The sequence below is a fragment of the Stenotrophomonas sp. SrG genome (assembly GCF_050031795.1).
GTDB classification, from domain to species: domain Bacteria; phylum Pseudomonadota; class Gammaproteobacteria; order Xanthomonadales; family Xanthomonadaceae; genus Stenotrophomonas; species Stenotrophomonas rhizophila_A.
On record NZ_JBNBBE010001760.1, the window covers coordinates 1 to 230 of the forward strand.

Annotated in this window: 1 protein-coding gene; it reads left to right on the forward strand. The window is 57.4% G+C overall.

Annotated elements, in window-relative coordinates:
- On the forward strand, window positions 1-230 hold a 230-nt coding region (locus tag ACQG3P_RS25305; RefSeq protein WP_426806577.1), incomplete at both ends, for a hypothetical protein.

Below are 230 nucleotides of genomic sequence, written 5' to 3' on the forward strand. Positions count from 1 at the left end.
TATCAAGGTGGAGATGCACTTCCTGCCGGACGTGTACGTGCCCTGTGATGTGTGCCACGGCAAGCGCTACAACCGCGAAACGCTGGAGATCCTGTACAAGGGCTACAACATCAACGACGTGATGCAGATGACCGTCGAAGATGCGATGAAGCTGTTCGAACCGGTGCCGAGCATCGAGCGCAAGCTGGAAACGCTGGTGGACGTGGGCCTGAGCTACATCAAGCTGGGCA